Here is a 25969-nt window from a genome sequence, read left to right as displayed (position 1 = left end):
GCCCGCAGCTTTCGTTGCACAGTGTCTGCGCCACGCCGCAAGCCGAAAATTGTCGCCACCCTTGTGGAACTATAACGGGATTCGCTTGCGCTGGAACGCAAAGCGACCCATCGCTAACATCGGCCCAAAAATAGCCGACCCGCCACAGCACCGACGCCGACCATCGACGCCGCACCATGCCGACCAGCCACGACCGCTATCCCTATTCGCCGATCACTGCGCGGCCGGTCTATGACTGGCCCGGCGGCCGTCGTCTCGCCGTCTATGTCGGCCTGAACCTCGAATGGTTCTCGTTCGGCGAAGGCCTCGGCGCGGAACTCGCGCCCGGCGGCCCGCAGCCCGACGTTCTCAATTATGCGTGGCGCGACTATGGCAACCGCGTCGGCGTGTTCCGTCTCGCGGAGTTGTTCAGGGCGCTGAACTGGCCGGTGTCGCTGCTGGTCAATTCCGCGATGTACGACCACGCGCCGGCGGCGGTTGCCGCGTTCCCGAACGCCGAGATCGTCGGCCACGGCCGCACCAATTCCGAGCGCCAGGGCACGATGTCGGAGAACGAGGAACGCGCGCTGATCGCGGACGCGACCGCGGCCATCGTGAAGCACGCTGGCCGCACACCGAAGGGCTGGCTCGGTCCGTGGATCTCGCAGTCGCCCTGCACGCCCGACCTGCTGCACGAGGCGGGTTACACCTACATGCTCGACTGGTGCCACGACGACCAGCCGGTGTGGATGAAGACTCGCAGTGGCCGGATCCTCGCGGTGCCCTACCCGCAGGAGCTGAACGACATTCCGCAGATCATCGGCCGCAAGCGCGAGGGCACCGACTTCGCCGACATGATCGTCGACGCTTACGAGGTGATGCGCAACGAATGCGAGACGCGGCCGCTGGTCATGGGCATCGCGCTGCATCCCTATCTGGTCGGCTGGCCGCACCGCTTCCGCCATCTCGCCCGCGCGCTCGATCACATCGCGCGCAAGGCGGACGACAAGGTCTGGCTGACGACGGCCGGCGCCATCGCGGCGCACACCGCCGCGCTTCCCGAGGGCACCGTGCCGTGACCGCGACCGTTGCACCGCTGATGGAACTGGCCGCAACCCTGCCGGCGCGCGGCGCTCTCATCGGCCTCGATCTCGGGACCAAGACCATCGGCGTCGCCGCCAGCGACCCGGACCGGCGGCTCGCCACCGGCGTCGAGACTGTCGCCCGCAAGAAATTTTCCGAAGACGCCGCGCGGCTGATCGCGCTCGCCGCCGAACGCAACGCCGTCGGCTTCGTGCTCGGCCTCCCGCTCAATATGGACGGCAGCGAAGGACCGCGGGCGCAATCGACCCGCGCCTTCGCCCGCAATTTTTCCAAGCTGACCGAACTGCCAATCGCGCTGTGGGACGAACGGTTGTCGACCGCGGCGGTCGAGCGTGAACTGATCGCCGCCGACATGAGCCGCGCGAGGCGCGACGAGGTCATCGACCAGCACGCCGCGGCCTTCATCCTGCAAGGCGCGCTCGACCGGCTGGCGAAAGCCTGACGTAAACGAACGGGCCCGGGCTTTCGCCCGGACCCGCCTGTTATCGTCGATTGAATCGTTTAGCAGCGGCCGTAGTAGCCGTAGCCGCGCGTGCTGTCGGTCGAGACCCAGCAACGGCGCGGCGCCGGTGCGTAATAGGTCGGGGCCGGCTCATAGGCGTAGCCGCCACCGTAATAAGTCGGGGCCGGCTCGTAGTAGGTCGGGCCGTAATAGCCGCCCGGGCCGCCGTAGTAGCTGCGGCTGCTGCCAGCCACGGCCGCACCGACCGCCGCGCCGGCGACGAAGCCGCCGATCGCGGCCGCGTTGCGGCCCTTGCGAGCCTCGGCAGGCGCCGTCGCCGCCAGCGCCACCAGACCCGCGACGCCGAGCGCGGCAATACCCTTGGTGATCTTGGTCATGGTCATGACGATCTCTCCTGTTTGATCGACCGCGCGGAAAAACGCGCTGACGGTGTGTGGCCACCGTCGTGGTCGCTGGGAAAGAAACGACGACCGGCGACAAAAGTTCCGCGCCTGTCGCGGCATGACGGTGTCGATTGCGTGAGCACGTCAAGGTCCGGCCATGAAAAAGGCGGGCCGACGGCCCGCCTCTCTCAGACTTGACGACTGTGTGCTCGCGCTAGGCTGCGCGCGTCAGCACGCACGCCAGTAGCCGTAACCGCGGTCCCGGTCGGTCGCGACCCAGCATTTGCGCGCCGCGCCGTTGGGATCGACCGCGCCGCGATAGACCGGCTCAGGCGCGACATAGACGGGCGGCGCCTCGTAATAAACCGGCGGCGGCGGGCCGTAATAATACGGGCCGTCATCGTAGTAATAGCGCGGACCCGCCACGGCAGCGCCCGCGATCAGGCCCGCGGCGAGACCGGCAGCGGCAGCGCCGCCCCAGTAGCCGCGATGACGATGGCGGTAGCGCACGTCGATGATCTGGGCCGGCGCACTCTGCTTGAGCACGGCGGCGCTCGACATCACCGGCGCGGCAAGCGCAGGGGTCAAAGACGCGAGCGCAATCGTGCCCGCCAGACCCAACGCCATCGAACGCTTCATCGAATGGTTCATGGTCAAATCCTCAATCTGATGCGCCATCAAGCGGCGCAATTGCGGTCGAATATTGGCCGCGGCGGTTGAACTCAATCTGAATGGATCGTGACTGAATCGTGGCGATGGGAGCAGTTCGGCGCGAAAATCCTTCCTAACTCTAGGCCGGCACCGCGCGCTCGACGATTTTCCGCGCCGCATCCTCAGCCACCGCGGCCGCGCCATAGGTCGCGCCGCGCTGGCCGGCGAGCCGTGCCCGGGCAAAAGCCTCCGTGACGAAGGCCGGCGCGCTGGCGCGCAGCGCGGCCGCTGCCGCGAGCAGCGCGATACGCTCCACCGCAAGGCGCGCATGGGCCTCCGCGCCGCCGCTGCCGAGAATGCCGGCGATCGAGGACACCGTTTCGGGCGCGCCGGCCAGGTCCGCCGTCTCGGCGGCAAGCTGCTTGAGCACGGCGAGCGCGGCCTCGCTGTCCTTCGACAGAGCACGCAGCACATCGAGGCACATGACGTTGCCGGAGCCTTCCCAGATCGCATTGACCGGCGCCTCGCGATAGAGCCGCGCCATGATGCCGTCCTCGACATAGCCATTGCCGCCAAGGCACTCCATCGCCTCATAGGTCAGCGCCGGTGCGATCTTGCAGACCCAGTATTTGATCGCCGGCGTCAGCAACCGCGCGCGCGCCGCCTCCTGCGGATCGGTGGCCGCGTGATCGAACGAGCGGCAAAGCCGCATGACGGCTGCGAGCGCGCCCTCGACGTCGAGCGTCATATCGGCAAGCACGGTTCGCATCAGCGGCTGGTCGATCAGCTTCTTCTGGAATGCGAGACGATGGCGGGTGTGGTGCACCGCCTGCGCCACCGCCATGCGCATCAGCCCGGCGGAGGCGATCGCACAGTCGAGCCGCGTCAGTTGCGCCATCTCGAGAATGGTGCGGATGCCCGCCCCTTCCGCGCCGACGCGCACGGCGTAAGCTTGCGCGAACTCGACCTCCGACGATGCGTTGGAGCGGTTGCCGAGCTTGTCCTTCAGCCGCTGAAAACGCAGCGCGTTCACCTGCCCGTCCGGCGCAAAACGCGGCATCAGGAAACAGGTGAGCCCCTCGCCCGTCTGGGCGAGCACGAGGAATGCATCGCACATCGGCGCCGACATGAACCATTTGTGCCCGGTGATGCGGTAGGCCTCGCCGTCGCGCACGGCGACCGTGGTGTTGGCGCGCACGTCGGTGCCGCCCTGCTTCTCGGTCATGCCCATGCCGAGCGTCATCGCCGTCTTCTTCGGCCACGGGATGAAGCGCGGATCGTACTCGTGCGACACGATCTTCGGCATCAGCAGGTCCGCCAGCGCCGGCTCGACGCCGAGCGCGGCGACCGCCGCGCGCGTCATGGTGATCGGGCACATGTGGCCGTTCTCGACCTGCGCCACCATGTAGTAGCGCGCGGCGCGGGCGACCTCCGCCGGAGCCGGCGCGCGGGACGCATCGGCGCGCCATGTCATGCAATGCAGTCCGGCCTTCATGCTCTCGGCCATGAAGAAATGGTAGGCCGGATGGAATTCGACCGTGTCGCTGCGGCGACCCTGCCGGTCGAAGGACTTCAGCCGCGGCGTGACCTCGTTGGCGAGCCGGGCCTGCTCGAATATGTCGGGCCGTCCCCAGTGGCGGCCGAAGGCCGAGAGCACGGCGTCGGGCGCCGCCATCCCGTTCGCCCGGACTGCCTCCTGCAGAGCGGCATCGCTCGCGAACAGATCGATGCCCTCATAGGGCGGCGACTGGTTGAAGACCTCGTGCGTTTCGAAGGCGGCCATGATCCCTCCGGAGGACGACTTAGGGCGTAAGCGGCGGCAACGCGGGTTAACCGTATCATGACCGCTTCCCCACCGGGTTTTCCACCGGCCGCGTGCGGCCTTGCCGCGTCAGGCAACTGGCCCTATAGACATGCCTTTAATGACAAGTGCGCCGAAATCGTCGTTCGTCCTCAACCACCGTCATCTGTTGGGGATTGAAGGTCTTTCCCGCGACGAAATCACCGGCCTCCTCGATCTGTCCGAGGAATTCGTCACCCTCAACCGCCAGATCGAGAAAAAGACCGCCTCCCTGCGCGGCCGCACCCAGATCAACCTGTTCTTCGAAAGCTCGACCCGGACCCAGTCCTCCTTCGAACTGGCCGGCAAGCGGCTCGGCGCTGACGTGATGAATATGTCGGTTTCTTCCTCGGCCATGCGCAAGGGCGAAACGCTGGTCGACACCGCGATGACGCTCAACGCCATGCACCCTGACATTCTGGTGGTGCGCCATCACGCCTCCGGCGCGGTCGAACTGCTCGCAAACAAGGTCGACTGCTCCGTCGTCAACGCCGGCGACGGCGCTCATGAGCACCCGACCCAGGCGCTGCTCGACGGCCTCACCATCCGACGCAACAAGGGCCGTATCGAAGGCCTCCTCGTCGCAATCTGCGGTGACATCACCCATTCGCGCGTCGCGCGCTCCAACATCACCTTGCTGAACACAATGGGCGCGCGGGTGCGGGTTGTCGCACCGTCCACGCTGCTGCCGGTCGGCGTCGAGCGGCTCGGCGTCGAGGTCGCGCGCGACATGCGCGAGGGTCTCGCCGACGCCGACATCGTGATGATGCTGCGCCTGCAGAAGGAGCGCATGAACGGCTCCTATGTGCCGTCGATGTCCGAATACTTCCACTTCTACGGTCTCGACCAGCGCAAGCTCGCCTATGCGCGCCCCGATGCGCTGGTGATGCATCCCGGCCCGATGAACCGCGGCGTCGAGATCGACTCCATCGTCGCCGACGGCGCGCAATCGCTGATCCGCGAACAGGTCGAGATGGGCGTCGCCGTGCGCATGGCGGTGCTCGAAGCCCTCTCACGCAACCTGCCGAACGCATGATGATGTCCGCCGACCGCCGCCCGATCCTGCTCGCCAATGCGCGGATCGTCGATCCGTCGCGCGACCTCGATTTCAACGGCGACCTGCTGATCGCCGACGGCGTGATCCGCGACGCCAAACGCGGCATCGGCGCGGCCGGCGTGCCGGAAGGCACGGAGATTTACAACTGCCGCGGCAAGCTCGTCGCGCCGGGCCTTGTCGACATGCGCGCCTTCATTGGCGAGCCGGGCGCCGGTCACCGCGAAACCTTCGCCTCCGCGAGCCAGGCGGCGGCCGCCGGTGGCGTCACCACCATCGTGTGCCAGCCTGACACCTCGCCCGCGATCGACGACCCGGCGACGGTCGACTATGTGATGCGCCGCGCGCGCGACACCGCGGTCGTCCATGTCCATCCGATGGCCGCGCTCACCAAGGGCCTCGAAGGTCACGAAATGACCGAGATCGGGCTCCTGAAAGCCGCCGGCGCGGTCGCCTTCACGGACGGCGACAAGAGCGTCACCAACGCGCAGGTAATCCGCCGTGCCCTCACCTACGCGCGGGATTTCGACGCGCTGATCGTCCACCACGCCGAAGACCCGAACCTCGTCGGCGACGGCGTCATGAACGAAGGTGAATTCGCCGCCCGACTCGGACTGATCGGTATCCCGGCTGCCGCCGAGGCGGTGGTGCTCGAACGCGATCTGCGGCTCGTCGCGTTGACCGGCGGGCGCTATCACGCCGCCTCCGTCACCTGCGCGGAATCGCTCGACATTCTCAAACGCGCCCGCGACGCCGGCCACCCCGTGACCGCGTCGGCCTCGATCAACCACATCACGCTCAACGAAAACGACATCGGCTCCTACCGCACCTTCCTGAAGTTGACGCCGCCGCTGCGCGGCGAGGACGATCGCAAGCTCCTCGTCGAAGCGATCGCCAGCGGCCTCGTCGACGTCGTGATGTCGGACCACAATCCGCAGGACGTCGAGACCAAACGCCTGCCGTTTGCCGAAGCGGCGCCTGGCGCCATCGGCATCGAGACCATGCTGGTCGCCGGTCTTCGGCTCGTTCATCGCAAGGAATTGTCGCTGACAACGCTGTTGCGCGCGATGTCGACGCGGCCCGCCGAACTGCTGGGCCTGCCCGGCGGGACGCTGCGCAACGGTGCTCCGGCAGACGTGATCGTGGTCGATCTCGATGTGCCGTGGGTGCTCGACCCCAACGAACTGAAATCGAAGTGCAAGAACACGCCGTTCGACGAGGCGCGGATGCAGGGCCGCGTGGTGCGCACCATCGTCGGCGGACGCACCGCCTACGACTTCGTCTGAGCATGGGCTGAACGATGGCGGATCTCGCTCCCCACGCCGCCGCACTGATCCTCGGCTATCTGCTCGGATCGATTCCCTTCGGCCTGTTGCTGACGACACTCGCCGGTGGCCCGGACCTGCGCGCCATCGGCTCGGGCAATATCGGCGCGACCAACGTGCTGCGCACCGGCAACAAGAAACTCGCGGCCGCGACGCTCGCACTCGACATGCTCAAGGGCACCGCGGCGGTATTGCTCGCGCGGCATTTCATAGACCCCGACGCCGCGGTCTTCGCCGCGGTCGGCGCCTTCCTCGGTCATCTGTTTCCGGTGTGGCTGCGCTTCAAGGGCGGCAAGGGCGTCGCGACCTATATCGGGATTCTGCTCGGGCTCGCGTGGCCGGCGGCGCTTCTGTTCTGCGCGATCTGGCTGATCGTCGCCTTCATCTTCCGCTATTCGTCGCTGTCGGCGCTGGTCGCGAGCGCGCTGACGCCGGCCTATTTCTGGTTCGACGGCGAACCGCTGCGCGCGCTGCTGTTTCTTCTGCTGACGATACTGCTGTGGTTCATGCACAGGCAGAACATCGCCCGCCTGCTGGCCGGCACCGAAAGCCGGATCGGCCGCGAATCCTGAGCCGCTGGCCGGATCGCCACCGGCAACGTTGTCCCCGGACGCGAGCTTTGACATGCTGCCCCTCTCCGCGGGGGCGCGATGGCAACAGGCGGCGTCAGGCTGAGCGACGAACAACGGATCGACTGGCTGCGCCTGATCCGCACGCCGAATGTCGGTCCGCGCACGTTCCGCGATCTCATCAATCATTATGGAGGCGCGCGTCCTGCGCTCGACGCCCTTCCAGGCCTCGTCCGCCGCGGCGGCGGCACCACGCGCATTTATTCGCAGGCCGACGCCGAGCGTGAAGTCGCGGCGGCAAGACAATGTGGCGCGAGTTTCGTCGCGCTCGGCGAGCCAAGCTATCCGCCGTGGCTGCAGGCACTCGACGACGCGCCGCCGGTGATCGCCATCCGCGGGAACGAAGAGGTTTTCACCCGCCCGCCGGTCGCCATCGTGGGCTCGCGCAACGCATCCGCGGTCGGACTGAAATTCGCCGAACGCATCGCGCGCGATCTGGGGGCGGCAGGCTTCGCTACCGTCTCGGGACTCGCCCGGGGCATCGATGCGGCGGCCCATCGCGGCAGTCTGGCAAGCGGCACCGTCGCAGTCCTTGCCGGCGGCCACGACCGCATCTATCCGCCCGATCACGTCAACCTGCTCGACGGCATTCTCGAACACGGTGCCGCGATTTCCGAAATGCCGTTCGGCTGGGAACCGCGCGCGCGCGACTTTCCGCGCCGAAACCGATTGATCTCCGGCCTGTCGGCCGGCGTCGTCATTGTCGAGGCGGCAAAGCGATCGGGATCGCTCATCACCGCGCGGCTCGCCGGCGAACAAGGCCGCGAGGTCTTCGCGGTGCCGGGCTCCCCGCTCGATCCGCGCAGCGAAGGCACCAATGGCCTCATCAAACAAGGGGCGACGCTGATCACCGAAGCACGCGACGTCATCGACGCACTGGAGCCGATCCTCGGCCGCGGTATCGAAACACCGGCACGCGAACCATCGCCCGACGAACTGCTTCCACCGGCCTCGGAACCCGGCCATGACGAGCGCCATCGCATCGTTGATCTGCTGGGCCCGACGCCAGTTGCTATCGACGATCTGGTAAGGCTGTCGCAAACCTCTGCGGCAATCGTGCGCACCGTGCTGCTCGAACTTGAATTGGCGGGCCGACTCGACCGTCATGGCGGCGGACTGGTCTCACTCTCGTCCTGACGGCGTCAAACCAAAAGGCTTTCCATGTTGCGAACCGCAATTCTTGCGCTTGCATTGTTGACGATCGCGCCTGCCGCGGGGGCGCAGACGAGAACCGCGCCGGCAAAGCCCGATGCGAACTTCCAGCGCTTCGTTCTAGACCTGTGGCCGGACGCCAAGGCGAAGGGCATCACCCGCGCCAATTTCGATCTCGCCATGCGTGGCGTCACCCCGGATGAACGCGTCATCAAGGCGACAAAACGTCAGCCGGAATACGGCAAGCCGGTCGGCGCCTATGTCAACGACATCGTCAGCGCCAACCGGGTCGCCGAAGGCAAGCGCAAAGCGACGCAGTGGGAAAAGACATTCGACGCTGTCGAGAAGAAGTATGGAGTCGAACGCTGGGTGTTGCTTTCGATCTGGGGAATGGAGTCGTCATTCGGCGCGGCCAAGGACCGCTGGGACGTATTCCGCTCGCTCGCCTCGCTCGCTTACGTGAAATACCGCCATCCCTATTTCCGCAACGAGCTGTTCGTCGCGATGAAGCTGATGCAGGACGGCTCGATCCCGCGTCCGAAAATGGTCAGCTCCTGGGCCGGCGCCATGGGGCAGACCCAGTTCATGCCGTCGAACGTCGTCGACTACGCGGTGACGAGCGACGGCAAGGGAATTCCGGACTTGTGGAACGACGTGCCCGACATTCTGGCTTCGACCGCCAACTATCTCGCCAAGTGGAAATGGAACCGCGACATGCCGTGGGGCTTCGAGGTGTTCGTGCCGAAGGGCTTCGACTATCGCAAGAGCCGCGCGACATTCGCGCAATGGACGACGCTCGGCGTCAAGCGCGCCGACGGCAAGCCCTTCCCTGCGGAAGGCAACGGCATTCTGTTTTTTCCGAGCGGCGCCGAAGGCCCCGGCTTCATCGTTACCAAGAATTTCGACGTGCTGAAGGAATACAACAACTCCGACGCCTATGCGATCGCGGTCGGCCACCTCGCCGACCGCATCCACGGCGGCGAGCCGATCAAGGCGGCGTGGCCCAAGAACGATCCGCAGCTGCCGCGCGATACCCGCGTCGCGCTGCAGAAAAAACTCGCCTCGCTCGGCTACAAGGTGAACGAATTCGACGCCCACATCGATTTCGACCTTCGCGACAATATCCGCGACGAGCAGGTGAAGTTCGGCATGGTGCCGGACGGCCATCCGACCGCCGAATTGTTGGCGAAACTTGGAATTCCCGTCCGCTAAATTTTGTTTGTCGCGTTTTCTTCACGCGGACCGGTGCCCACTCCGCTTGAAAACGCTCCTAGTCGTCGGTGCCGGTTGCCTTGTGCGGACGCGACTGCAGGCGGATCGTCTCGGCCTCGAGGTGGGCGAGTTCGAGAAGGTAGGCCAGCGCATCGAAGCCGTTCTGCCGGGCGATCCGGGACATGCTGGCGGTCATCGTCGCCATGTAGACCCCGAGCGCGTGAGGATCGGCAGGGAAACTGGCTTCCGGCGGTGACGGCATGCAGGCCCGAGGTCCGAATTGACGCCAGATCGCTTATGCTTGTCGTTGCGTTGGGCTTCGACAGTGCGAAACATAACTAATTGCGTGTGTATTTTCAATAATCTCTCATAGGTTGTATACAGTGCCTCGGACCGCCGAATTTAATCTTGTAATATCAATGCCTTATTTGCCGCCAAATTCTTGAGATTTGACAGGTGGTTTGTCCTTCCCCATGTTCGGGTCGCAAGTTGAGGCCGATTCCGCCAGTCTGATTGCGGCGCTTGGCGGCTAACTCATTGGAATTACATGAATATCGTCGTTGTCGAATCGCCCTCCAAGGCGAAGACGATCAACAAGTATCTGGGTTCGGACTACGAGGTCCTCGCCTCCTTCGGCCATATTCGCGATCTGCCAGCCAAGGACGGCTCGGTCGATCCCGAGGCGGACTTCCGCATGCTCTGGGAGGTCGATGCCCAGTCGCAGAAGCGGGTCAACGACATCGCCAAGGCGCTCAAAGGCGCCGACAAACTGATCCTCGCGACCGACCCGGACCGCGAAGGCGAAGCGATCTCCTGGCACGTGCTCGAAGTGCTCAGGGAAAAGGACGCGCTGAAATCCAAGAAGATCGAGCGGGTCGTCTTCAACGCCATTACCAAGCAGGCGGTGACCGAGGCGATGAAGAATCCGCGCGAGATCGATACCGCGCTGGTCGATGCCTATCTCGCGCGCCGCGCGCTCGACTATCTTGTCGGCTTCACCCTCTCCCCGGTTCTCTGGCGCAAGCTGCCGGGCGCCCGCTCGGCCGGCCGCGTGCAGTCGGTCGCGCTGCGGCTCGTCTGCGACCGCGAACTCGAGATCGAGAAATTCGTCGCCAAGGAATACTGGTCGATCGTCGCCAAGCTTGCGACGCCGCGCAACGAGGTGTTCGAGGCGCGTCTGGTTGGCGCGGACGGCCAGAAGATCCAGCGGCTCGACATTGGCTCCGGCGCAGAAGCGGAAGCCTTCACCCGCGATCTCGAAAATGCGAGCTTTACGGTCAACTCGGTCGAAGCCAAGCCCGCGCGGCGCAATCCGCCGCCGCCCTTCACCACGTCGACCATGCAGCAGGAAGCGAGCCGCAAGCTCGGCCTCGCGCCCGCCATCACCATGCGGCTCGCGCAGCGTCTCTATGAGGGCATCGAGATCGACGGCGAGACCACCGGCCTCATTACTTATATGCGGACCGACGGCATCGACATGGCGCCGGAGGCAATCGCCGACATACGCACGATGATCGGCAGCAATTACGGCAAGAATTACGTGCCGGCCTCGCCGCGCCAGTATCAGAACAAGGCGAAGAACGCGCAGGAGGCGCACGAAGCGGTGCGCCCGACCGGCGCGGCCCGCACGCCGGCCGAGGTCGCCAAATATGTCGACCGCGATCAGGCCCGTCTCTACGAACTGATCTGGAACCGCGCGGTGGCGAGCCAGATGGAATCCGCCGAACTCGAGCGCACCACGGTCGACATCACCGCAAAGGCCGGCGCGCGCACCATCGACCTGCGCGCCACCGGCCAGGTGGTGAAGTTCGACGGCTTTCTGACGCTTTATCAGGAAGGCCAGGACGAGCAGAGCGACGACGAGGAGTCGCGCCGCCTGCCCGCGATGTCGCAGGGCGAGGCGCTCGCCAAGCAGGCGATCGAGTCCACTCAGCATTTCACCGAGCCGCCGCCGCGTTATTCGGAGGCCTCGCTGGTCAAGCGCATGGAAGAACTCGGCATCGGCCGGCCTTCCACCTACGCCTCCGTATTGCAGGTGCTACAGGACCGCGGCTATGTGCGGATCGACAAGAAGCGCATGATCCCCGAGGACAAGGGCCGCGTCGTCGTCGGCTTCCTCGAGAGCTTCTTTGCGCGCTACGTCGAATACGACTTCACCGCCAATCTGGAAGAACAGCTCGACCGCGTTTCCAACAACGAGGTCGACTGGAAAAAGGTGCTGCAGGACTTCTGGATCGACTTCATCGGCGCGGTGAACGAGATCAAGGATCTGCGCATCACGCAGGTGCTCGACGCGCTCAATGATCTGCTCGCGCCGCACATCTTCCCGCCGCGCGAGGACGGCGCCGATGCGCGCCAGTGCCCGCAATGCGGCAATGGCCGGCTGTCGCTCAAGGTCGGACGGTTCGGCGCCTTTATCGGCTGCTCGAACTATCCGGAATGCCGCTTCACCCGACAGATGACGCCCTCGGCCGACGGCATGGGCGGCACCAAGGTGCTCGGCGAAGACCCGGTCACCGGCCTTGAAGTGTCGCTGCGCTCCGGCCGCTTCGGTCCCTATATCCAGCTCGGCGAACAGGCCAAGCCCGAGAAGAAGGGCGACAAGCCGGAGAAGCCGAAACGCGCCGGCTTGCCGAAAGGCCTCGCGCCGGACGACATCGATCTTGAAAAGGCGCTCGCCCTCCTCGCGCTGCCGCGCGAAGTCGGCCTGTCGCCGGAAGACGGCGAACCGATCCTCGCCGGCGTCGGCCGCTTCGGTCCTTACGTGAAGCACGGCAAGACCTATGCAAGTCTCGAACAGGGCGACGACGTTCTCACCGTCGGCTTGAACCGCGCGGTCACGCTGATCGCCGAGAAGAAGGCCAATCCCGGCAAGGGCCGCCGCTTCGGCGCCGATCCCGGCAAGGTGCTCGGCGAGCATCCGGACAAGGGCGGCAACGTGGTCGTCAAGAACGGCCGCTACGGTCCCTATGTCAGCCACGACGGCGTCAACGCGACATTGACCGGCGATCTCACGCTCGAAACCGTGACGCTCGAACAGGCGCTGACGCTGATCGAGGCGCGTGCGGCAAAGGGCGGCGGCAAACCGGCCAAGCGCCGTGCAGCGGGCCGCAAGAAACCGGGCGAAGCGAGCGAAGCCGACGCGCCGAAGGCCAAGAAGACAAAAGCCCCGGCCAAGAAGAAAGCCGCGCCCAAGAAGGCGGCCAAGCCGAAAGCGGCGAAGGTCGACGCGGCCGAATAGCTGGCAATCGCGCCCGGCGATCATTACCTTGATGGCAGAGCCGCTGCGGCGGCCCGCGATCTATTCCATGTTCCATTTCTGAAACGAAAACGTTCCTTTGAGCAAGAAACCCAAAACAACAACGTCCCTTCCCTCCAAAGCAGACATTCTCGCGTTCATCGGCAATCGGCCCGGCAAGATCGGCACTCGCGAAATCGCCCGCGCCTTCAACCTGAAAAACAACCTGCGCGCGGAACTGAAACGCCTGCTGCGCGACATGGCTGACGAAGGCGCCATCGAAAAGCGCCGCAGGAAACTCCATAAGCCCGGCGCACTGCCCGAAACCGTGCTGGCCGACGTCACCGCGCGCGACAGCGAGGGCGACCTGATTGCCGTTCCCGACGAATGGGACGAAGAGGCGCACGGCGCCGCGCCGAAAATCCGCATCGTCACCTCGCGCCGCGCCCGCCCCGGCCAGGCAGCCGGCATGGGCGATCGTGTGCTGCTGCGCGTCGAGGCTGTCGAAGACGAGGACGGTGTCCGCCACCGTGGCCACCTGATCCGGATCATCGAGCATCCGAAGCAGCGGGTGATCGGCGTCTTCCATGCCATTCACGGCGGCGGCGGCCGCATCGAGCCGGTCGACAAGAAGATGATCGGCAAGCAGCTTGTCGTCCACAAGGGCGCCGAAGGCGGCGCGGCCGACGGCGATCTCGTCTCTGTCGAGGTCGCGCGCGCGGCGCGGCTCGGCGCACCGGCGGGCAAAGTTGTCGAGCGGCTCGGCTCGCTCAAGACGGAGCGCGCGGTCAGCATGATCGCGATTGCCGCGCATGGCATCCCGTCCGTGTTCCGCCCCGATACGCTGGCGGAGGCGGCCGCGGCGAAGCCTGCGACGCTCGCGGGCCGTGAGGACTGGCGGAAAGTGCCGCTGGTCACCATCGACCCGCCGGACGCCAAGGACCATGATGACGCCGTTTATGCCGAACCCGACACCGGCAAAGGCAATCCGGGCGGCTACATCATTTCGGTCGCCATTGCCGATGTCGCGCATTACGTGACGCCCGGCAGCGCGCTCGACCGCGAGGCACTGGTGCGCGGCAACTCGGTCTATTTCCCGGACCGCGTGGTGCCGATGCTGCCGGAGCGCATCTCCAACGACCTGTGCTCGCTGCGTCCCAACGAAGATCGCCCTGCCCTTGCCGTGCGCATGGTGATCGCCGCCGACGGCCGCAAGCTCTCGCACACCTTCCACCGCATCATGATGCGCTCGGCAGCGAAGCTCGCCTATGCACAGGCGCAGGACGCCATCGACGGGCGCACCGACGACACCACGGGTCCGCTTCTGGAGCCGGTGCTGAAGCCGCTTTACGACGCCTACGATGCTCTGAAACGCACGCGCGGCGAACGCTCGCCGCTCGATCTCGATCTGCCGGAACGCAAGATCGTGCTCAAGGCCGACGGCACGGTGGATCGCGTCATCGTGCCGGAGCGGCTCGACGCCCATCGGCTGATCGAGGAATTCATGATCCTCGCCAATGTCGCCGCCGCCGAGACGCTGGAGAAGGCGCGCGTGCCGCTGATCTACCGCGTGCATGACGAGCCTTCGATGGAGAAACTGCACGCGCTGCGCGAGTTCCTCCAGACGCTCGACATTCCGCTCGCAAAGTCCGGCGCACTGCGGCCGCAGCAGTTCAACCGCATCCTCGCCGCGGTAAAGGATCGCGACAACGAGCAACTCGTCAACGAGGTCGTGCTGCGCTCGCAGGCCCAGGCCGAATACTCAGCGCAGAACTACGGCCACTTCGGCCTGAACCTGCGCCGCTATGCGCACTTCACCTCGCCGATCCGCCGCTATTCCGACCTGATCGTTCACCGCGCGCTGATCCGCGCGCTCGGCCTCGGCCCCGACGGGCTGCCGGACGACGCAGACGTCAAGGCACTCACCGAAATCGCCGCGCAGATTTCAGCGGCCGAGCGGCGCGCCATGGTGGCCGAGCGCGAAACCGTCGACCGGCTGATCGCGCATTTCCTCGCCGACCGCATCGGCGCGAGTTTCGAGGGCCGCATTTCCGGCGTCACCCGCGCCGGCCTGTTCGTCAAGCTGATCGAGACCGGCGCGGACGGCTTCGTGCCGGCGCGCTTTATCGGCGACGACTATTTCCAGTTCGACGAGGCCGGCCGCGCCATGCGAGGCCGACGCAGCGGCGAAAGCTACCGGCTCGGCGATCCCGTCACCGTGAAGCTGGTCGAGGCCGCGCCCGTCGCTGGCGCATTGCGGTTCGAATTGCTATCGGAAGGCCGGTTCGACGGCGAGCGGCGACGCGCGCCCGGCCGGACCGAGCGCGACGCCGACCGCGCCCGGCGCGGTCATCACGAAGCGATGGCGCGCAAATCGAAACACAAGGCCAACCGGAAGTCGAAAAAGCACAAGTCGAAATTCAAGGGTCAACGGAAGTCACGATGACGGAACAGGATCGCGGCAAGACACTCACCGACCGCATGAGCAATGTGGAGCGTGACCAGTCGTTCCCGGACAGCGTGCCGCGCGACGCGGCTACCCTGATGCTGATCGACCGCTCCGGACCGGAGCCGAAGGTGCTGCTGGGCCGCCGCCACGCCAGCCACAAGTTCATGCCGGGCAAGTTTGTATTCCCCGGCGGGCGCATCGAGGCGCAGGACGGCAAGATGCAGGCGGCGAGCGAACTCGATCCGCGTACGGAGGCAAAGCTCGCATTACGCCCGCGCGACGAGACGGTGCCACCGCCCCGCGCCTTCGCGCTCGCCGCGATCCGCGAGACCTTCGAGGAGACCGGCCTCCTGCTCGGCGTCAAAAGCGCCACCGCGCCGGCGGTGCCCCACGCCGAATGGGAAGGCTTCGCGACCGCCTCGGTGATGCCCGACCTCGCGCATATCCACTTCGTCGCCCGCGCGGTAACGCCGCCGCGCCGCCCGAAGCGGTTCGACACCCGGTTTTTCACGGCGGATGCGACCGCCGTCGCGGACAAGATCGAAGGCGTGGTCGGCCCGGACTCCGAACTCGTCGAACTGGTCTGGATCCCGATCGTCGAGGCTACCCGCCTCGACATGCCGACCATTACCGGCGTGGTGCTGGAGGAACTCGACGCGCGGGTCAAAGCCGGCATGGGCCACGACCTGCCGGTGCCCTATTACTTCATGGTGGACGGCCAGTTCCGGCGGGAAACCCTGTAAAACCCGCGCATTCCGGGCCTTTCTTGACATTTCGGGATTGGCCGCTAGTTTCCGGCCAAATTTCAAGTCGAGGTTCAAAAAGCCATGGCCAAAGCCGTCAGTCTGAAAATCAAGCTGGTCTCGAGCGCGGACACCGGCCACTACTACGTGACCAAGAAGAACTCGCGCACCATGACCGACAAGATGGTCAAGAAGAAGTACGATCCGATCGCGAAGAAGCATGTCGAGTATCGCGAATCGAAGATCAAATAATTCTACGCAGGGCGCCTCCGGCGCCCTTCGCATTTCTGGCGTCACGCTGCCGTGATGCCCGGCCTCTTCCCAAAATCTGATAGAATTCCGGCACGTTCGCTTTGCCGGAGATTGTCATGATGAGTTTGCTGCGCGCCGTTGCCGCGTCCCTCGCTTTGCTCGTGCTGCCGCTCGCCGGCTCCGCCGCCGCGGCCGAGAGCCACAAGCTCGCGCTACAGGTCAGCGACAACGATCCAGGCAAGATGACCGCCGCGCTCAACGTCGCGGCCAACGTCTCCAAATATTATTCCGGCAAGGGCGAAGAGGTTGAAATCCAGATCGTCGCCTTCGAAGGCGGCATGCACATGCTACGCGAGGACACCTCGCCGGTGAAGCCGCGGCTGAAGTCGTTCCGCGAAGGCATGCCGAATGTCAGCTTCATCGCCTGCGACAACACGCTTCACTCGATGGCGCGCAACGAAGGCAAGGAGCCGGTGCTGGTGCCCGACGTGCAGCACGTCGAGGCCGGCGTGGTACGGCTGATCGAGCTTTCCGAAAAGGGCTGGACCATCGTCCGCCCGTAAGCGGACTCCGAAGCGCGTTCCGACTTTGAAAACCGGCCGCCGCCAAGGTGGCCGGCCGGAAGCGGCGTCATGAGGAGGCCACTCGCACCGCTTCCGGGCCGGCCGAACCCCACGGACCCAGGAGATGCGGCGGACCTGAGCACTCCGTAGGGTACTGGCGAAACTGGCAAAGCAATCCGATAGCGCGGGACCGCGACCGCGCCGCTGTCACACAAGGTTAGACCAAGGCTTGGGGCGAATAAATCGTCCGCCTAAGCCTTTGGAATTGGCCTGCTATTTGAAAGAGCCGTGATGCCGACCGCGGCCGTTTCCGCCTGCTGAGTCGCAGTTCAGGCGGCGTCCGGCACCACGCGGTTACGGCCGTCCCGTTTGGCGCGATAGAGCGCCTGGTCGGCGCGCTTGAGGATCGCGGCAGCATTGTCTTCCGCGCCGTTGAGCGCGGCGATGCCGATCGAGATCGTCACTTCGATGGCGCGGGCGCCCTGCTCGATCGGGAACGGATCGGCGGCGATCTTGCGGCGGAGGCGCTCGGCGACCATCGTCGCGACCGCCTTGTCGGTCTCCGGCATCACGACGACGAACTCCTCGCCGCCGATGCGGCAAGCGAGGTCGATGTTGCGGATCGACTTGCGCATGCGCAGCGCGAATTCGCGCAGCACATCGTCGCCGGCGTCGTGACCGTAGGTGTCGTTGATCGACTTGAAGAAGTCGATGTCGAGTACCAGCGCCGAGATCGGCTTGCCGCGCGCGGCCGATTGCTCGACCAGCGTCGTCAAGTGCGTTTCCATGTAACGCCGGTTATAAAGGCCGGTCAGCACGTCGGTGACGGCCGCCTCGATCGAGCTTTGCACGTTGTCGCGCAGCCGTTCGGTATAGCGCTTCTTCTTGATCTGGGTGCGCACCCGCGCCAGCATCTCGTTCTTGTCGATCGGGCGGATCAGGTAGTCGTTGATACCGATCTCGAGCCCGCGCACGAGCTTGGCGTTGTTGTCGGCTTCGGTCACCGCCAGCACCGGAATGCTGCGCGTGCGCTCCAGCGAACGGATCTGGCTGCACAGCCGCAACCCGTCGAAATTCTCGAAACCGAGCGACACGATGAAGACGTCGTAATTGCCTTCGGCGGCGTGGAACAACGCCTCGTTCGGGTCGGGTTCGACCTCGACGGTGTGCTCGGATGAGAGCGCGGCGACGATGCGCTCATAGGAGCCGGCGCGGTCGTCGACCACCAGGATGCGGCCCTTGCGGCCGGTATCGGCCACCGCCTCGATCTCGGGGCTCTGGATGCCGATTTCCTTCGAGGTCACCGCGCGCATGCGCAGTTCGTCCGTGACCATCTTGAGGCGCGACAGCGAGCGCACCCGCGAAATCAACGCCACCTCGGACACCGGCTTGGTCAGGAAGTCATCCGCCCCCGCTTCGAGACCGCGAATGCGGTCGGAGGGCTGGTCGAGCGCGGTGACTATGACGACCGGAATATGATGGGTCGCCGGGTTCGACTTGATGCGCCGGCACACCTCGAAGCCGTCCATGTTCGGCATCATGACGTCGAGCAGCACGATGTCGCATTCGGCACGCTCGCAGATCGCCAGCGCGTCGGGCCCGTTATAGGCGGTGACGACGTCGAAATACTCCGCCGACAGCCGCGCTTCGAGCAGCTTCACATTGGTCGGAATATCGTCGACGACGAGAACGCGGGCGCTCATGGGTACTCACGCATTTCCAATAAAATGACGGACGGTCTCGATGAACTTGGCGACCGAAATGGGCTTCGACAGATAGGCTTCGCAGCCGCCCTGTATGATCCGCTCCTCGTCGCCCTTCATCGCGAAGGCGGTGACGGCGATGACCGGAATGGATTTCAGCTCAGGATCGTCCTTGAGCCATTTGGTGACCTCCAGCCCGGACACTTCCGGCAGCTGGATATCCATCAGGATCAGGTCGGGCCGGTGCTGGCGCGCGAGATCGAGCGCCTCGATTCCGTTGCGGGTGCCGACTGTCGCATAGCCATGAGCCTCCAACAGGTCGTTGAAGAGCTTCATATTGAGTTCGTTGTCCTCGACAATCAGGACGGTTTTGCCCACCCCGTGGCCCCCTTCTGGACGCGGTGCCGCACGGACATTCCCCGGCTCGCGAGCCCCGTCGCTTCGCGCGCCGCCGTGGGGCATGATCGGCACCGTAGTTCCGATTCATTACGGAAAGGCAAATAGGTGCATCAAAACCGGCCCCGATCGCTGACCCAGGAAGTGGCAGAACACGTGGCGATTCAGGCGCTTACGTTCATTGCCGGCGATGCGGAACGGCTCGGCGGCTTCCTCGCGGCCACCGGCATCGGCCCCGACCAGATTCGTACCGCCGCGCGTGAGCCCGCCTTCCTCAGTGGCGTGCTGGATTACCTTTCAACAGACGAAAGCCTGCTGGTGGCCTTTGCGGCCGCCGCCGATTTCCCGCCCGAACTCGTCGAAACGGCGCGGGCGGTGCTCGGCAGCGGAGACTGGGAACGGGACGTGCCCTGATGGCCGCTGCCGGCAGCCCCATCACGGCCCTGCCCGGCTTTTGCCGTGACTGCCTCGCGGACGCCGGCGCGCCGAAGCGCTGCGCAGCCTGCGGCTCTCCGCGCATCCTCCGTCACGTCGACATCGCGGCGCTGACGGTGGCGCATATCGACTGCGACGCGTTCTACGCGACCATCGAGAAACGTGACGACCCCTCGCTCGCCGACAAGCCGGTGATCGTCGGCGGCGGCCAGCGCGGCGTGGTCGCGGCGGCCTGTTACATCGCCCGCACCTACGGGGTGCGCTCCGCAATGCCGATGTTCGAGGCGAAGCGCCGCTGCCCGGACGCCATCGTCGTCAAGCCGAACATGGCGAAATACGCCAAGACCGGCCGCGACGTCCGCAAGGCGATGTTCGACCTGACGCCACTGGTCGAACCGCTGTCGATTGACGAGGCCTTCCTCGATCTCACCGGTACCGAGCGCCTGCACGGCATGAGCGCCGCGAAGGTGCTCGCCCGTTTCGCGCGGCAGGTCGAACGCGACTTCGGCATCACGGTGTCGGTTGGCCTCTCCGGCAACAAGTTCCTTGCCAAGATCGCCTCCGATCTCGACAAACCGCGCGGCTTCGCGGTGTTGTCGCCCGCCGAAGCGCCGGCATTCCTCGCGCCGAAGCCGGTCGGTTTCATCTACGGCATCGGGGCCGCCAGCGCCGCGCGGCTTGCGTCCGACGGCTACCGCCTCATCGCCGACCTGCAGCGTGCCGGCGAATCCGATCTGATCGCGCGTTACGGCGAAGAAGGCATGCGGCTCGCGCGCCTGTCGCGCGGCATCGACAGCCGCCGCGTCAATCCGGACCGCGAGACCAAGAGCATTTCGTCCGAAACAACCTTCATGCGCGACATTTCCGACTTTCGCCCGCTCGAGCAGATTCTGTGGGAGTTGTCGGAGAAGGTGTCGTTCCGCCTCAAGGCGAACGAACTCGCGGGAACGACGATCACACTCAAGCTCAAGACCGCAGACTTCAAGATCCGGACCCGGTCGCGTTCGCTGGCGCAGCCGACGCATCTGGCCAGCCGTATTTTCGCGGAGGGCCGCGCCATGCTGGAGAAAGAAATCGACCGCACCAAATTCCGCCTGATCGGCATCGGCGTCAGCAACCTGGAAGACCATGCCGGCGACGCTTTGGCCGATTTTCTCGATCGCCGCTCGGCGGACGCCGAGCACGCGGTCGACCGGCTGCGCAAGAAGTTCGGCCGCGATGCCGTGGTCAAAGGGCTGGAATTCGACGAGAACTAGGCGCCGGCTCGCGCGCGGCGTCCTACTTGCACGGCTTTGGCGTCTTCATCTCCAGCGCAGTCATGGTGCCGCCGATGGTAAAGTCGGCGTAGCTCAGCACCAGCGCCCGCGAAATGCCGTTCTCGTAAAGTTCGAAAGAGATGGCGTAGACTGGCTGCTGCTCTTCGTGCTTGCCGTCCTTCTTCTTCTCGAAATAGCTGATCGTCACCGGCCAGCGCGCGAGCTTTGCGAGCGCCGGCTCCTTCGCCGCGGCGTCGTCCGGCGGCTTGTCGCCAGGCTCGATCTTCTTCCCGATCACGGTCAGCGTGTCATAGAGCTTCTCGCCGGTCTCCGAGCCGTCATAAACGACCAGTTCGAGCACACTCTTGCCCGCCTGCGCAGCCTCGATGATCCGACGCATGTGCTCGGTCGGGAATACGAGCCCGGCCGGCAGCGATACCGATTTCGACTTCGGTTTGCTCAGCTTGACGGCAACCGCGCTCTTGTGACGCTCGGCCTGTCCGTTGACGGACTCGAGGGTGCGGTCGTTCAGCCTGTTCTCGGAGTTGAAGCGGAACTTTTTGGCCGCGGTATCTTCCCAGGTGGTCGAGCGCAGGTCGCTGAGGGCGACGCTGCCCTCACCCGACGACAGTTCGGAGACCTGGCGGAACTGCAACTCGTAGCCTGCGCAGGCGCTGCCGGAAAAGTCGTACAGGATGCGGCCACGAACCGCCTCGACCCGGCCGGTGCCGCGGGTCTTGATCATCTTCAGGTCATAGACCGCGCGATGCGGCGCCAGCACGTCCCCCTTGAGCGCGTCGCCCTTGGCGGCGGGCGCCGCCGACGGCGCACCCGAGAGCGCAAGGCTGCCGGCAACCGTCACGGCAAACGCCGCGAGGCGAGCCCCCTGCTGAACTGAAATCATTGCGCTCTCCTAATGCCGTCGTTGCGTCGCCGGCGCTGGAATCGCCCACAATTCCGGCAAGATAGGGGCTGGCTGGCGCTGCCGCAACGAAACCGCCCGCTTTTGGCTCCGGCCTGCGTTGCGCCGGCCTCCCTTGCGCCGGTTTGGCCGATCAGCGAACAATCGACGCAGAAGACCCGCGACAGGAGACAACAATGGCGATCATCGAGCAGAAACTGACCGGCCTCGACATCACGCTGCCGACGCCGGCCACGCCGATCGCCAACTACGTTCCGTTCGTGCGGATCGGCAATATGCTGACAATCTCCGGGCAGCTTTGCCTCGGCGCCAACGGCAAGCCGAGCGCCACCGGACAACTCGGCGGCGGCGTATCGATCGCTGACGGCCAGAACGCCGCCCGCGACTGCGCCATCAACCTGATCGCGCAGGTCAAAGCCGCGATCGGCGACCTCGACAAAGTCGTGCGCGTGGTGCGGCTCGGCGGCTTCATCAGCTCGGCGCCCGGCTTTGCCGAAGGCCCAAAGGTGATGAACGGCGCGTCGGACCTGATGGTGGAAGTGTTCGGCGACAAGGGCCGCCACGCCCGCACCACCGTCGGCGTCTCCGCCCTGCCGCTCGACGCCGCGGTCGAGGTCGAAGGTCTGTTCGAAGTCGCGTGATCTTGATGTCCCGCCTCGACTGGCTGAGCGCCCGGCCGATCGCCCACCGCGGCCTGCATGACGCCGCACAGGGCGCGATCGAGAACACGGCCTCGGCGTTCCGAGCCGCGATCGAGGGCGGCTACGCCATCGAAACCGATCTCCAGATCAGCGCCGATGGCGAGGCGATGGTCCACCATGACGACACGCTCGGCCGGCTGACGGAAGGGCACGCGCCGCTCGCCAGCCTCACGGCCGCGCAGATCAAGGCGGCACCGTTCAAGGCGACCTCCGACCGCGTGATGACGCTGGGCGAGTTATGCGACCTGATCGCCGGGCGGACGCCGCTCGTGATTGAACTCAAAAGCCGGTTCGACGGCGATCGGCGGGTCGCGGAACGTGCCGCCGGCGTGCTGGCCGGATATGACGGGCCTGCCGCGCTGATGTCGTTCGATCCGCTATTGATCGAAACCGTACGCATGGTCGCGCCCGCCCGGCCACGCGGGATCGTCGCGGAACATCGTTACAGCCATCACGAATGGGACCGGCTGACGGCCGGGCAAAAGCGGCGGCTCGCCTGGCTGCTGCATGCGCCGCTGACGCGGCCCCAGTTCATCGCCTTTGGCGTCCGCGACCTGCCGGCAGTCGCGCCACTGGTCGGGCGGTTTCTGTTCGGCCTCCCGCTGCTCACCTGGACGGTCCGCACGCCGCAGGATCGCGCAACCGCTGCGCGCTGGACCGATCAGATGATTTTCGAGGGATTTCGGCCATAAAGACCGACCAGAATGCAGTTCCAATGACCGCCACCGCCATCCAGATCCGGCTCGTCTCCGCCATCGCCGACATTCCCGCCGAGCAATGGAACGCCTGCGCGGCAGGCAGCAGCGTCAGCGCACTGGATTCACATTCTCATGTTTTGGACGAGGACAACGGGGATAAATTGTCCCCAGACTTATCAACACGAGGACAATCTCCTAATCCATTCATATCGCACGAATTTCTTTCGGCCATCGAAGCGTCTGGCTCGACCGGGCCGCGCACCGGCTGGATGCCCCGGCACATCGTCGCGGAAACCACCGACGGCGAGCTAATGGGGGCGATGCCCTGCTACATCAAGAGCCACTCGCGCGGCGAATATGTCTTCGACCACGGCTGGGCCGACGCCTTCGAACGCGCGGGCGGCGACTATTACCCCAAGCTTCAGGTCGCGGTGCCCTTCACGCCCGTCACAGGGCCGCGCCTGCTCACCCGCCCCTCCGTCCTTGCCGGCGAAATCCGCGAGGCGCTGGCCGACGCGCTCACCAGCGTCACCGCGCAGAACAAGCTGTCTTCCGCCCATGTGACGTTTCTGACCGAGGCGGAATGGACCCTGCTCGGCAAGCGCGGCTTCCTGCAGCGGACCGACCAGCAGTTCCATTGGGAAAACGAGGGTTACGCCACTTTCGAGGACTTCCTCGGCACCCTGTCCTCCCGCAAGCGCAAGACCATCCGCCGCGAGCGCAAGGACGCGCTCACCCCCGGAATAGAGGTGAAGTGGCTGACCGGCTCCGACCTGACGGAAGGCGTCTGGGACGCCTTCTTCGCCTTCTACATGGACACCGGATCCCGCAAATGGGGCCGGCCCTACCTCACGCGGGAATTCTTCTCGCTGATCGGCGACACCATGCGCGACCGGATCGTGCTGATGATGGCGAAGCGCGCCGGCCGCTGGATCGCCGGCGCGATCAATTTCGTCGGCGACGGCACCATCTTCGGCCGCAACTGGGGCGCGATCGAGCATCACCCCTTTCTGCATTTCGAGGTCTGCTACTATCAGGCGATCGACTACGCCATCGCCCACAAGCTCCGCCGCGTCGAGGCCGGCGCTCAGGGCGAACACAAGCTCGCCCGCGGCTACATGCCGAGAACCACCTATTCGGCCCACTACATCGACAATCCCGCGCTGCGCAGGGCAATTGCCGACTACCTCGCGCGCGAGCGCCGGTTTATCGAGAGCACGCAGGAAGAACTTGCGAGCTATGCGCCGTTCCGCAAGGATTTGGCCGAGCACGAATAACGCGTATCATCGCGCCGAAAACCTGCCGGGGGATGACGATGCCGACCTACGATCCCAACAACATCTTCGCCAAGATCCTGCGCGGCGAGTTGCCCTGTTACAAGGTCTATGAGGACGACAAGGTCTTCGCCTTTCTCGACATCATGCCCCGCGCCCCCGGTCACACGCTGGTGCTGCCCAAGGCCCCCGCCCGCAACCTGCTCGACATCGCGCCCGGTGATCTCGCCGCGGTGGCAGCGGCGGCCCAGAAGGTCGCCAAGGCGGCCATGACGGCCTTCAACTCAGACGGCATCACGGTCCAGCAATTCAACGAGGGGGCCGGCGGACAGGTGGTGTTTCACCTCCATGTCCACGTCATTCCGCGCAAGGCGGGCGTGCCGATGAAGCCACCGGCGAGCGAGAAAGAAAAGCCGGAGATTCTGGCCGAACAGGCCAAGGCGCTCGCGGCGGCGTTGCAGAGCGGCTGACGCCTTAGCGTTGGAGCCAATATCCGGCGATCAAGAACGCCGCCTCGCCGACCGCGACGCCGATGAACACCGACCGGCGCGCCAACAGGTAGGCGGCAAAGCCGAGCGCGGCGGCAGCGGCCCGTCCCTCGATCGGAACCAGCGCCAGAGCGCCGCCGGAAAACAGGATCAGCTTGGCGACGACACCGGCGATGGTCGCGGTCGCGAGCGCGCGCGACAGGATGACCAGTTCAGAATCCTCGTTGAGCCCGCGCGCCAGCACGAGGCCAAGCACGCGCCACATCTCGTTCGGCAGGAAGCCGACCAGCAACAGCATCGCGAAAGGCCAGTAATCCGCCAGCGTGCCGATCATGTGAAGCCCGCCCGCACGCGGCAGATCGCATAGGCCGCAACGCCGCCGATCAGGCCGGTCCACAACAGGTCGAGACCGACGTGGTAGTAGGACAGGATCGGGCCGATCACGAGCCCGAGCACGAAAGCGAGTTTCTCGATCAGAGCCTGACTGTTGCGCGCGGTCGTCACCAGGAACGACATCGGCGTCAGGAACAGCAGGGTCGCGGCAAGCAGCGGCGGCAGCCCCGCGGCAAGGTAGAAGCCGAGGAAGCCGCCCAGAATCGCGGTCAACATGTAGCCGACGGCAAGGCCGTTGCAATACACCAGCCGGCGCTCGCGCGGCATTTCCGGCAGCATGCGCATCGACTCCACCCACATGCTGACCGAGGTGAAATGCGCCGGAAGGATCAGCGGCGCGGTCCGGCGCTTTTCGTCACGCAACAGCGGCAACAGCGACACCACCATCGGAAACAGCCGGATGCCGGACAGCCAAACCGCGACCGCGGCTTCGATCAGCGTCGTGCCGGTGCCGAGCGAGGAAATGAGAATGACTTGCGCGGGGCCGGCCCAGACGATGACGGTCGATGCGGTAAGCCACCACGCCGAAAACCCGAAATCATGCGCCAGCGCGCCGACGCCGACATAGGTGCCGCCGATGACCAGGAAGAATACCGACGTCCATGCGTGGCGGAGCGCGGCGGCAAAAGCACCCACGTTCGAGCGGAAATCACGGGAGGACGGCAT

The 25969-nt window shown here is 65.5% G+C and carries 27 protein-coding genes; 18 read left to right on the top strand and 9 right to left on the bottom strand.

The window, feature by feature from the left end; all coding sequences use genetic code 11:
* Positions 1-176 precede the first annotated feature (176 nt).
* Both AB7F10_RS08900 and ruvX read left to right on the top strand, forming a co-directional pair.
* A complete protein-coding gene (locus AB7F10_RS08900) occupies positions 177-1058 on the top strand; it encodes a polysaccharide deacetylase family protein (RefSeq protein WP_428558458.1) in 882 nt (293 codons plus the stop codon).
* A 20-nt stretch (positions 1059-1078) separates the two neighbouring features.
* Positions 1079-1525, top strand: coding sequence for a Holliday junction resolvase RuvX (ruvX, locus tag AB7F10_RS08895; RefSeq protein ID WP_428559975.1), 447 nt, complete (start codon positions 1079-1081; stop codon positions 1523-1525).
* 59 nt (positions 1526-1584) lie between these two features.
* Here ruvX and AB7F10_RS08890 read toward each other — a convergent pair whose 3' ends face one another.
* From AB7F10_RS08890 to AB7F10_RS08880, 3 genes are all read right to left on the bottom strand, one after another.
* Complete coding sequence (locus tag AB7F10_RS08890; protein ID WP_428558460.1) at positions 1585-1929, bottom strand: hypothetical protein; 345 nt, start codon at positions 1927-1929, stop codon at positions 1585-1587.
* 228 nt (positions 1930-2157) lie between these two features.
* Positions 2158-2580: a hypothetical protein gene (locus AB7F10_RS08885; protein WP_428558462.1), complete on the bottom strand. Its 423-nt coding sequence runs from the start codon at positions 2578-2580 to the stop codon at positions 2158-2160.
* A gap of 139 nt (positions 2581-2719) precedes the next feature.
* Entirely contained in the window at positions 2720-4363 is a 1644-nt protein-coding gene (locus tag AB7F10_RS08880) for an acyl-CoA dehydrogenase family protein (protein ID WP_428558464.1), read from the bottom strand.
* A gap of 139 nt (positions 4364-4502) precedes the next feature.
* Here AB7F10_RS08880 and AB7F10_RS08875 point away from each other — a divergent pair, with 139 nt between their 5' ends.
* The 5 genes from AB7F10_RS08875 (at position 4503) to AB7F10_RS08855 (ending at position 9792) form a co-directional block, all read left to right on the top strand.
* Positions 4503-5456 carry an aspartate carbamoyltransferase catalytic subunit gene (locus AB7F10_RS08875; protein ID WP_428558466.1) on the top strand — a complete coding sequence of 318 codons (954 nt, stop codon included), beginning with the start codon at positions 4503-4505 and terminating at the stop codon, positions 5454-5456.
* A gap of 2 nt (positions 5457-5458) precedes the next feature.
* Positions 5459-6760 carry a dihydroorotase gene (locus AB7F10_RS08870; protein WP_428559977.1) on the top strand — a complete coding sequence of 434 codons (1302 nt, stop codon included), beginning with the start codon at positions 5459-5461 and terminating at the stop codon, positions 6758-6760.
* Positions 6761-6774: 14 nt separating this feature from the next.
* Positions 6775-7371, top strand: coding sequence for a glycerol-3-phosphate 1-O-acyltransferase PlsY (plsY, locus tag AB7F10_RS08865; protein ID WP_428558468.1), 597 nt, complete (start codon positions 6775-6777; stop codon positions 7369-7371).
* A 78-nt stretch (positions 7372-7449) separates the two neighbouring features.
* The gene (gene dprA / locus AB7F10_RS08860; protein WP_428558470.1) at positions 7450-8565 is read left to right on the top strand and encodes a DNA-processing protein DprA; all 1116 of its coding nucleotides are present in this window, start codon (positions 7450-7452) and stop codon (positions 8563-8565) included.
* Between the two features lie 24 nt (positions 8566-8589).
* Positions 8590-9792 carry a lytic murein transglycosylase gene (locus AB7F10_RS08855; RefSeq protein ID WP_428558472.1) on the top strand — a complete coding sequence of 401 codons (1203 nt, stop codon included), beginning with the start codon at positions 8590-8592 and terminating at the stop codon, positions 9790-9792.
* Positions 9793-9850: 58 nt separating this feature from the next.
* Here the strand turns inward: AB7F10_RS08855 and AB7F10_RS08850 are convergent, their stop codons facing one another.
* On the bottom strand, positions 9851-10054 hold the full coding sequence (locus tag AB7F10_RS08850; protein WP_428558474.1) for a hypothetical protein: 204 nt from the start codon (positions 10052-10054) through the stop codon (positions 9851-9853).
* A 285-nt stretch (positions 10055-10339) separates the two neighbouring features.
* On the opposite strand from AB7F10_RS08850, the gene topA reads away from it, so the two are divergent.
* The 5 genes from topA to AB7F10_RS08825 all read left to right on the top strand — a co-directional run bounded on the left by topA (position 10340) and on the right by AB7F10_RS08825 (position 17037).
* The gene (gene topA / locus AB7F10_RS08845; protein WP_428558476.1) at positions 10340-13033 is read left to right on the top strand and encodes a type I DNA topoisomerase; all 2694 of its coding nucleotides are present in this window, start codon (positions 10340-10342) and stop codon (positions 13031-13033) included.
* Between the two features lie 97 nt (positions 13034-13130).
* Entirely contained in the window at positions 13131-15476 is a 2346-nt protein-coding gene (rnr, locus tag AB7F10_RS08840) for a ribonuclease R (RefSeq protein ID WP_428558479.1), read from the top strand.
* Positions 15473-16222 (top strand): NUDIX hydrolase, encoded by a 750-nt coding sequence (locus tag AB7F10_RS08835; protein ID WP_428558483.1) that lies wholly within the window; start codon positions 15473-15475, stop codon positions 16220-16222. The genes rnr and AB7F10_RS08835 overlap by 4 nt, the downstream gene beginning before the upstream one ends.
* Before the next feature lie 84 nt (positions 16223-16306).
* Entirely contained in the window at positions 16307-16474 is a 168-nt protein-coding gene (gene rpmG / locus AB7F10_RS08830) for a 50S ribosomal protein L33 (protein WP_428558485.1), read from the top strand.
* Positions 16475-16590: 116 nt separating this feature from the next.
* A complete protein-coding gene (locus AB7F10_RS08825; protein ID WP_428558488.1) occupies positions 16591-17037 on the top strand; it encodes a hypothetical protein in 447 nt (148 codons plus the stop codon).
* A 329-nt stretch (positions 17038-17366) separates the two neighbouring features.
* Here AB7F10_RS08825 and AB7F10_RS08820 read toward each other — a convergent pair whose 3' ends face one another.
* Both AB7F10_RS08820 and AB7F10_RS08815 read right to left on the bottom strand, forming a co-directional pair.
* The gene (locus AB7F10_RS08820) at positions 17367-18740 is read right to left on the bottom strand and encodes a PleD family two-component system response regulator (protein ID WP_428558489.1); all 1374 of its coding nucleotides are present in this window, start codon (positions 18738-18740) and stop codon (positions 17367-17369) included.
* A 6-nt stretch (positions 18741-18746) separates the two neighbouring features.
* Positions 18747-19118: a response regulator gene (locus tag AB7F10_RS08815; RefSeq protein ID WP_428559979.1), complete on the bottom strand. Its 372-nt coding sequence runs from the start codon at positions 19116-19118 to the stop codon at positions 18747-18749.
* 126 nt (positions 19119-19244) lie between these two features.
* On the opposite strand from AB7F10_RS08815, the gene AB7F10_RS08810 reads away from it, so the two are divergent.
* Together AB7F10_RS08810 and AB7F10_RS08805 are read left to right on the top strand one after the other, a co-directional pair.
* The gene (locus AB7F10_RS08810) at positions 19245-19550 is read left to right on the top strand and encodes a DUF3572 domain-containing protein (RefSeq protein WP_428558491.1); all 306 of its coding nucleotides are present in this window, start codon (positions 19245-19247) and stop codon (positions 19548-19550) included.
* Positions 19550-20827, top strand: coding sequence for a DNA polymerase IV (locus AB7F10_RS08805; protein WP_428558493.1), 1278 nt, complete (start codon positions 19550-19552; stop codon positions 20825-20827). Before AB7F10_RS08810 ends, AB7F10_RS08805 begins: the two co-directional genes overlap by 1 nt.
* A 22-nt stretch (positions 20828-20849) precedes the next feature.
* Here the strand turns inward: AB7F10_RS08805 and AB7F10_RS08800 are convergent, their stop codons facing one another.
* The gene (locus AB7F10_RS08800; RefSeq protein WP_428558495.1) at positions 20850-21731 is read right to left on the bottom strand and encodes a cell envelope integrity EipB family protein; all 882 of its coding nucleotides are present in this window, start codon (positions 21729-21731) and stop codon (positions 20850-20852) included.
* Between the two features lie 194 nt (positions 21732-21925).
* Here AB7F10_RS08800 and AB7F10_RS08795 point away from each other — a divergent pair, with 194 nt between their 5' ends.
* The 4 genes from AB7F10_RS08795 to AB7F10_RS08780 are packed head-to-tail and all read left to right on the top strand — an operon-like array spanning position 21926 to position 24892.
* A complete protein-coding gene (locus AB7F10_RS08795; RefSeq protein ID WP_428558497.1) occupies positions 21926-22390 on the top strand; it encodes a RidA family protein in 465 nt (154 codons plus the stop codon).
* Positions 22391-22395: 5 nt separating this feature from the next.
* Positions 22396-23142, top strand: coding sequence for a glycerophosphodiester phosphodiesterase family protein (locus tag AB7F10_RS08790; RefSeq protein WP_428558500.1), 747 nt, complete (start codon positions 22396-22398; stop codon positions 23140-23142).
* Positions 23143-23165: 23 nt separating this feature from the next.
* Positions 23166-24425 (top strand): GNAT family N-acetyltransferase, encoded by a 1260-nt coding sequence (locus AB7F10_RS08785; RefSeq protein WP_428558502.1) that lies wholly within the window; start codon positions 23166-23168, stop codon positions 24423-24425.
* Between the two features lie 38 nt (positions 24426-24463).
* Positions 24464-24892, top strand: a complete 429-nt coding sequence (locus AB7F10_RS08780; protein ID WP_428559982.1) for an HIT domain-containing protein — start codon at positions 24464-24466, stop codon at positions 24890-24892.
* A gap of 4 nt (positions 24893-24896) precedes the next feature.
* Here the strand turns inward: AB7F10_RS08780 and AB7F10_RS08775 are convergent, their stop codons facing one another.
* Together AB7F10_RS08775 and AB7F10_RS08770 are read right to left on the bottom strand one after the other, a co-directional pair.
* A complete protein-coding gene (locus tag AB7F10_RS08775) occupies positions 24897-25244 on the bottom strand; it encodes an AzlD domain-containing protein (protein ID WP_428558504.1) in 348 nt (115 codons plus the stop codon).
* The gene (locus AB7F10_RS08770) at positions 25241-25969 is read right to left on the bottom strand and encodes an AzlC family ABC transporter permease (protein ID WP_428558506.1); all 729 of its coding nucleotides are present in this window, start codon (positions 25967-25969) and stop codon (positions 25241-25243) included. Before AB7F10_RS08770 ends, AB7F10_RS08775 begins: the two co-directional genes overlap by 4 nt.

It is taken from the genome of Pseudolabrys sp., from assembly GCF_050250095.1.
Lineage (GTDB): Bacteria > Pseudomonadota > Alphaproteobacteria > Rhizobiales > Xanthobacteraceae > Pseudolabrys.
Note: the sequence above shows the minus strand (reverse complement) of the source record. Positions and strands in the feature narration are given on the sequence as shown.